The organism is Streptomyces phaeochromogenes (genome assembly GCF_001418655.1).
In the GTDB taxonomy this organism is placed as follows: Bacteria; Actinomycetota; Actinomycetes; order Streptomycetales; family Streptomycetaceae; genus Streptomyces; species Streptomyces phaeochromogenes.
The window spans coordinates 1-6,541 of sequence record NZ_LIQZ01000591.1; the positions used below are offsets into that span (position 1 = coordinate 1).

Sequence of the window (6,541 nt, forward strand, 5' to 3'; positions counted from 1 at the left end):
GTGGAGAGCCTGGTCGCGGAGGGTGGCCAGGGCGAGGGTGGCAGCCTGCGGCGCTCCCTCGGCCTCTGGCAGCTGACGATGATCAGCATCGGCGCCACGCTCGGCACCGGCATCTTCGTGGTGCTCGGCGAGGCCGTCCCCAAGGCCGGCCCGGCCGTCACGGTCTCCTTCGTGATCGCCGGCCTCACGGCCCTCTTCTCCGCACTCTCGTACGCCGAGCTGGCGGGCACCATCCCGGTCGCCGGGTCCTCGTACTCGTATGCGTACGCAACCATGGGCGAGCTCATCGCCTGGATCTGCGGCTGGTGTCTGGTCCTGGAGTACGGCGTCTCCGTCGCGGCCGTCGCCGTCGGCTGGGGCGAGTACCTGAACGAGCTGCTCGACGGCACGATCGGCGTCACCATTCCGGACGCGCTCTCCGCGCCACCCGGTGACGGCGGCGTCTTCAACCTGCCCGCGCTCATCGTCGTACTGCTCGCCATGGCGTTCCTGCTCGGCGGCGCCCGCGAGTCCGCGCGCGCCAACACCGTCATGGTCGTCGTGAAGATCGCCGCGCTGCTGCTGTTCTGCGCGATCGGCATCCAGGGCTTCCGGTCCGGCAACTACGAGAACTTCATGCCGCTCGGCATGGCGGGCGTCAGTGCCGCCGGAGCGACCCTCTTCTTCTCATACATCGGGTTCGATGCAGCCTCCACTGCGGGCGAGGAAGCCAAGAACGCCCAGCGCGACCTGCCGCGCGCGATCATGCTCTCCCTGATCATCGTGACCGCGCTGTACGTGCTCGTCGCGGCCGTCGCCGTCGGCGCGAAGCCCTGGCAGGGCTTCACCGACTCGGAGGCCGCGCTCGCCGGGATCATGAAGGACGTCACCGGGGACGCCTTCTGGGGCACGCTGCTCGCGGCCGGCGCGGTCATCGCCATCGCGAGCGTCGTACTGACCGTGCTCTACGGGCAGACCCGCATCCTCTTCGCCATGTCCCGCGACGGGCTCGTACCCAAGGTCTTCTCGCGCGTCCACCCGAAGACCGGTACGCCCCGCGTCAACACGGTCATCGTCTCCCTGTTCTGCGGTGTCCTCGCCGCCGCGATTCCGCTCGGGCAGCTCGCCGACGCGACCAGCATCGGCACGCTCTTCGCCTTCGCGCTGGTCAATGTGGCCGTCGTGGTGCTGCGGCGTACGCGGCCCGAGATGCCCCGTACGTTCCGGGTGCCGCTGTCGCCGGTGATGCCCGCGCTGGGCTTCGCCTTCTGCGTGTGGATGATGGGCAGCCTCGACACCGTGACCTGGGTCGTCTTCGGGGTCTGGATGGCCGTCGGGCTCGTGTTCTACTTCAGTTACGGCTATCGCCGCTCCCGTCTCGCCACTCCAGAGAAGTGATCCACCCGCAGTGCTGAACGATCTCGACGAACGCATCGTGCACGCCCTCGCCGAGGACGCCCGCCGCTCCTATGCCGACATCGGGCAGGAGGTGGGGCTGTCCGCGCCCGCGGTGAAACGGCGGGTTGACCGGTTGCGGGCGACCGGGGCGATCACCGGGTTCACCGTTCGGGTCGATCCTGCCGCGCTCGGGTGGGAGACCGAGGGGTTCGTCGAGATCTACTGCCGGCGGAACACGTCGCCGGAGACGATTCAGCGGGGGCTTGAGCGGTATCAGGAGGTTGTGGCCGCGTCCACCGTCACGGGGGAGGCGGATGCGATGGTGCAGGTTTTCGCCTCTGACATGCGGCATTTCGAGCGGGTGCTTGAGCGGATTGCCGGGGAGCCGTTTGTGGAGCGGACCAAGTCCGTGTTGGTGCTTTCGCCTTTGTTGCGGAGGTTTTCTTCGGGGTCGCCTACGTAAGGGGTGTGCGGGGTGGTGGGGGTGGGTCGTGGCTGGCTGCGCGGTTCCTCGCGCCCCTAAAAGATTGCGCAGTTCCCCGCGCCCCTAAAGGGACTGCGCAGTTCCCTGCGCCCCTGAAAGGGCGGCCCCCGGTCCGTAGTCGCGTGCGGGTGGGTGGGGGTTGAGCGCGTGGTTCCTCGCGCCCCTAAAGGGACTGCGCAGTTCCCTGCGCCCCTGAAGGGGCGGCCCCCGGTCCGTAGTCGCGTGCGGGTGGGTGGGGGCTGAGCGCGCGGTTCCTCGCGCCCCTGGAGGGACTGCGCAGTTCCCTGCGGCCCTGAAAGGGCGACCCCCTGTCCGTAGTCGCGTGCGAGTGGGTGGGGGCTGAGCGCGCGGTTCCTCGCGACCCTGGAGGGGCCGGGGTCAGAAGTCGGACTGGCCTGATTGGCGGGCCAGGGCGTTGTTGGCTATGGAGTTGTGGACGCTGAAGGTGATGGCGTCCGGGCGGTAGCGGTCGTCGGACCATTCGACCGGGCGGCCTTCGCGGGTCGTCGTGACGCGGCGGACGCGTAGGAGGGGGCTGGTGCGGCGGACGTCGAGGAGTTCGGCGTCCTGGGCGCCGGCCGCTACCGCGTCGATGACGTGCTCTCCGTAGGCGAAGACGAGGCCGGTGTCCTCGTACAGGCGCTGGGTGACCGAGGGGCAGTCCGGTTCGACGGACTCGACGGCGGGGGAGATCCAGGCCGCGTAGACGGTGCGCTCCAGCAGGACCGGGTCGCCGTCCAGGCCGCGTACGCGCAGGACGTGCAACACCGGGGTGCCCGTGGGCAGTTGGAGGCGGACGGAGTCCTCGGGGGTGGCCGGGCGGTACTGCGACGACACCACATGGCCCGTAGCCTCGCGGCCCATCGCGCGGGCCCACTGGGCGAAGGAGCGCAACTCCTCGAAGGACTGACTGCGGCGGCTCGCGAGGACCACGCGGCGCGCGCCCTGCCGGGAACCGATGAGACCCTCGGCGGTCAGGGCGGCGACGGCCTGGCGGACGGTACCGCGGGAGACGCCGTAGCGGGACGCGAGGTCGGTCTCGGCGGGCAGTCGACTGCCCACCGTGTACTCCTCGCGGTCGATCGCCCGCCTGAGTTCCTCGGCGATCTCCTCGTGTCGCGTCGCCATGCTCCCCCTCTGTGCGCAGATGTGTACCCCTTGATCAGCCTAGACGAGGATCGCCGGTGACACGTGCGCCCGGCGAGTGGCAGCGAAATCAAGGGTCACGGTTTCGACAATGTTTACGAACAGGTCATCAATGGCGGGCCTACTTGGGCCAACTTGTTCAGACAAGTTCTGCTGACCAGCTCTGCGTCTCGTGTGATCCCTGCGCGCCCCCTGGAGAAGAACGTGACCGTGTCCCTGCCCAGAACAGCCGTCTTCGTCGGCGCCGCCGCACTCGCCCTGAGTGCCTGCGGCGCGGCCCCCGACGACGCGTCCACCACCACCGACGGCAGGAGTGCCGCCACCGCGACCTCCGCGGAGGCCTTCGGCGGCATGGACGCCCTCGTGAAAGCGGCCAAGAAGGAGGGCACGCTGCAGGCGATCGCGCTGCCCCGCGACTGGGCCAACTACGGCGCCCTGATCGACGGCTTCCAGAAGAAGTACGGCATCAAGGTCGAGGTCGAGAACCCCGACGGCGCCAGCCAGGACGAGATCAACGCCGTGACGTCGCGGAAGGGGCAGGACCGGGCGCCCGACGTCCTCGACCTGGGCAGTTCGTTCGCGCTCAGCGCCGCCCAGCAGGGACTCCTCGCGCCCTACAAGGTCGCGGGCTTCGCCGACATCCCCGAGGGGCAGAAGGACGCGAAGGGCCGCTGGTTCAACGACTACGGCGGCTACATCTCCATCGGCTGCGACGCCAAGCGCGTGAAGACCTGCCCGACCACCTTCGCGGACCTGCTGAAGCCGCAGTACAAGGGACAGGTCGCGCTCAACGGCAACCCCACCAAGTCCGGTTCGGCCTTCGGCGGCGTCTGGGCGGCCTCCCTCGCGAGCGGCGGCTCCTTCGACGACATCCAGCCCGGCCTCGACTTCTTCGCCAAGCTGAAGAAGAACGGCAACTACACGCCCGTCGAGTCGACTCCCGCCACGGTCGAGAAGGGCGAGACGCCGATCAGCATCGACTGGGACTACCTCAACGCCGGCTACGCCGACGAGTTCAAGAAGAAGGGGCTCGACTGGAAGGTCTCGGTCCCGTCCGACGGCAAGTTCTCCCAGTACTACTCGCAGGCCATCAACAAGGACGCCCCGCATCCGGCGGCGGCCCGCCTGTGGCAGGAGTACCTCTACAGCGCCGAGGGCCAGAACCTCTGGCTCAAGGGATACGCCCGCCCGGCCCTGATGACCGCCATGGAGAAGGCCGGCACGCTCGACAAGACCGCGGCGGCCAAGCTCCCCGAGGTCTCCGGGACGCCCGCCTTCCCGACCGAGGCCCAGCAGAGCAAGGCCAAGACCGTGCTCGGCCAGGGCTGGGGCAAGGCCGTCGCCGGATGACCGCGACCCTCACCCGTGTGGACGTGGCGCCCGTCGCTTCCCCGAAGCGGCGGCGCCACGCGCCCGGCTGGCTCGCCGTCGTCCCGCTGCTCGCCTTCGTGACGCTCGCCTTCGGGATCCCCGCGCTTGCCATGCTGAACGGCGCTTTCACCGTCAAGGACCCGGCCACCGGGGCGACTTCGTACACCACGGCGAACCTGACCGCCTCGCTGAAGGGCGCGTACCTCACCGCCCTGCTCGGCAGCGTCAAGCTGTCCGCCGTCTCGGCGGTCATCTCGACGGTGTTCGGCCTGCTGGTCGCCCAGGCCGTGGTGACCTCCCGCTTCCGCGCGCTGCGCGAGGCCGTGCTCACCGCGTCCGGCGTGCTTGCCAACTTCGGCGGCGTCCCGCTGGCCTTCGCGTTCGTCGCCACGCTCGGCAACTCCGGTGTCCTGACCCGCTATTTCGGCCTCGCCGACAAGGGCTGGAACCTCTACAGCTTCTCGGGTCTGGTGATCGTCTACCTCTACTTCCTGATCCCGCTGATGGTCCTCACCATCACCCCCGCCCTCGACGGGCTGCGCGTCCAGTGGCGCGAGGCCGCGCGGAACAACGGGGCCACCTCCGTTCAGTACTGGCGGCACATCGCCCTGCCCGTCCTCGCGCCCTCCCTCCTCGGCGGATTCGTGCTGCTCTTCGGCAGCGCCTTCGCCGCGTACGCCACCGCCGCGGCCATGGTGGGCAGTTCGGTCCCGCTGGTCACCCTGCAGATCGCCGACGCCATCTCCGGCAACGTCCTGGTCGGCCAGGAGAACGTGGCGCTCGCCCTCAGCCTCGACATGGTCCTCGTCGCGGGCCTGGTGATGGCCGTGTACCTGCCCCTGCAACGACGGAGCGCGCGATGGCTCGACAACTGAACCGGTCCGTACGTCCCTGGCGCGGGGCCGTCCTCGCCGGCGCCGCGCTCTACTTCCTGGTGCCGCTGGCCGCGTCCGTCGTCTTCACGGTCGACGTGCCGGAGCAGGGCATCACCTTCGACGCGTACACACAGATCTTCGGCACCGACGGGTTCGTCTCAAGCCTGCTGCTCTCGCTGGAACTGGCCGCCGCCACCATCGCGATCGTGCTGCTGCTGATGGTGCCCGCGATGGTCGCGCTGCGGCTCGGCGCGCCGAAGCTGCGGCCCGTCGTCGAGATCGTCTGCTCGCTGCCGCTCGTCGTCCCGCCCATCGCGTTCGTCGCCGGGATCGGCACGGTCCTGAAGTGGGGGCCCGAACACCTCTCCCGTACCCCGCTGTTCCAGACGTTCGTGTCGATCCAGAACCCCGACTTCCCGTTCGTGCTCGTCCTCGCGTACGTCGTGATGGCGCTGCCGTTCGTGTACCGGGCCCTGGACGCCGGGCTGCGCGCGATGGACGTACGCACCCTCGTAGAGGCGGCCCGCAGCTGTGGCGCGGGCTGGCCGCAGGCGCTCGTACGGGCCGTGCTGCCGAACCTGCGCGGGGCGCTGCTCAACGCGTCGTTCCTCACGCTGGCCCTGGTGCTCGGCGAGTTCACCGTCGCCCAACTGCTCGGCTTCCAGCCGTTCGCCGTGTGGATCGTCAACGTCAGCGGTTCGCAGGCCCAGTTGTCCGTCGCCGTCTCCGTGCTCAGCCTGCTCGTCACGTGGGCACTCCTTCTCGCGCTCGCCGGGTTCGGCGGGCGCTCCCGTACCGCTCCCCGGGGATGAACCATGACCGCAACCACGCTTGAGAAGGCGGCCACGACAGCCGCGACCGTCGAATTCCGGGGCCTGCGCCGGGAGTTCGGCAAGACCGTCGCCCTCGACGGGCTCGACCTGACCGCACGGCCCGGCGAACTCCTCGCCCTGCTCGGCCCGTCCGGCTGCGGCAAGACCACGGCCCTGCGGATGCTCGCCGGGTTCGAACACCCCGACGCCGGTGAGGTGTTGGTTGACGGCGAGGACGTCACGCGCGTCCCGGCCCACCGCCGCGACGCCGGGATGGTCTTCCAGTCGTACAGCCTCTTCCCGCACCTCAGCGCGCTCGACAACGTCGCCTTCGGGCTGCGGATGCGCAAGGTGCGTACGGCTGAACGGCAGTCGCGCGCGGCCGAGTTGCTCGAACTCGTCGGGCTCGGGGACAAGGGCACGAGCTTTCCGCACCAGCTCTCCGGAGGGCAGCAGCAGCGCGTCGCGCTCGCCCG

Annotated in this window: 7 protein-coding genes; 6 read left to right on the forward strand and 1 reads right to left on the reverse strand. The window is 69.7% G+C overall.

Annotation, left to right across the window (positions count from 1 at the left end):
• The coding region (locus AOK17_RS46280; RefSeq protein WP_055618647.1) for an amino acid permease at nucleotides 1-1,377 on the forward strand (1,377 nt) is incomplete at its 5' end.
• 10 nt (nucleotides 1,378-1,387) lie between these two features.
• The gene (locus AOK17_RS46285; protein ID WP_055618648.1) at nucleotides 1,388-1,840 is read left to right on the forward strand and encodes an Lrp/AsnC family transcriptional regulator; all 453 of its coding nucleotides are present in this window, start codon (nucleotides 1,388-1,390) and stop codon (nucleotides 1,838-1,840) included.
• Nucleotides 1,841-2,239: 399 nt separating this feature from the next.
• Here the strand turns inward: AOK17_RS46285 and AOK17_RS46290 are convergent, their stop codons facing one another.
• Nucleotides 2,240-2,989, reverse strand: coding sequence for a GntR family transcriptional regulator (locus AOK17_RS46290; protein ID WP_055618649.1), 750 nt, complete (start codon nucleotides 2,987-2,989; stop codon nucleotides 2,240-2,242).
• Between the two features lie 222 nt (nucleotides 2,990-3,211).
• On the opposite strand from AOK17_RS46290, the gene AOK17_RS46295 reads away from it, so the two are divergent.
• The 4 genes from AOK17_RS46295 to AOK17_RS53225 all read left to right on the forward strand — a co-directional run.
• Nucleotides 3,212-4,357 (forward strand): ABC transporter substrate-binding protein, encoded by a 1,146-nt coding sequence (locus AOK17_RS46295; protein ID WP_055618650.1) that lies wholly within the window; start codon nucleotides 3,212-3,214, stop codon nucleotides 4,355-4,357.
• A complete protein-coding gene (locus AOK17_RS46300) occupies nucleotides 4,354-5,253 on the forward strand; it encodes an ABC transporter permease (protein ID WP_055618651.1) in 900 nt (299 codons plus the stop codon). The genes AOK17_RS46295 and AOK17_RS46300 overlap by 4 nt, the downstream gene beginning before the upstream one ends.
• Nucleotides 5,238-6,065, forward strand: coding sequence for an ABC transporter permease (locus AOK17_RS46305; RefSeq protein WP_055618652.1), 828 nt, complete (start codon nucleotides 5,238-5,240; stop codon nucleotides 6,063-6,065). The genes AOK17_RS46300 and AOK17_RS46305 overlap by 16 nt, the downstream gene beginning before the upstream one ends.
• Before the next feature lie 3 nt (nucleotides 6,066-6,068).
• A partial coding sequence (locus AOK17_RS53225) for an ABC transporter ATP-binding protein (protein WP_245697862.1) occupies nucleotides 6,069-6,541 on the forward strand: 473 nt, incomplete at its 3' end.

What these genes read in the sequence shown, in the direction of transcription:
- AOK17_RS46290 (WP_055618649.1), bottom strand. Translation starts at nt 2,989, where the DNA reads ATGGCGACGCGACACGAGGAGATCGCCGAGGAACTCAGGCGGGCGATC.
- AOK17_RS46300 (WP_055618651.1), top strand. Translation starts at nt 4,354, where the DNA reads ATGACCGCGACCCTCACCCGTGTGGACGTGGCGCCCGTCGCTTCCCCG.
- AOK17_RS46305 (WP_055618652.1), top strand. Translation starts at nt 5,238, where the DNA reads ATGGCTCGACAACTGAACCGGTCCGTACGTCCCTGGCGCGGGGCCGTC.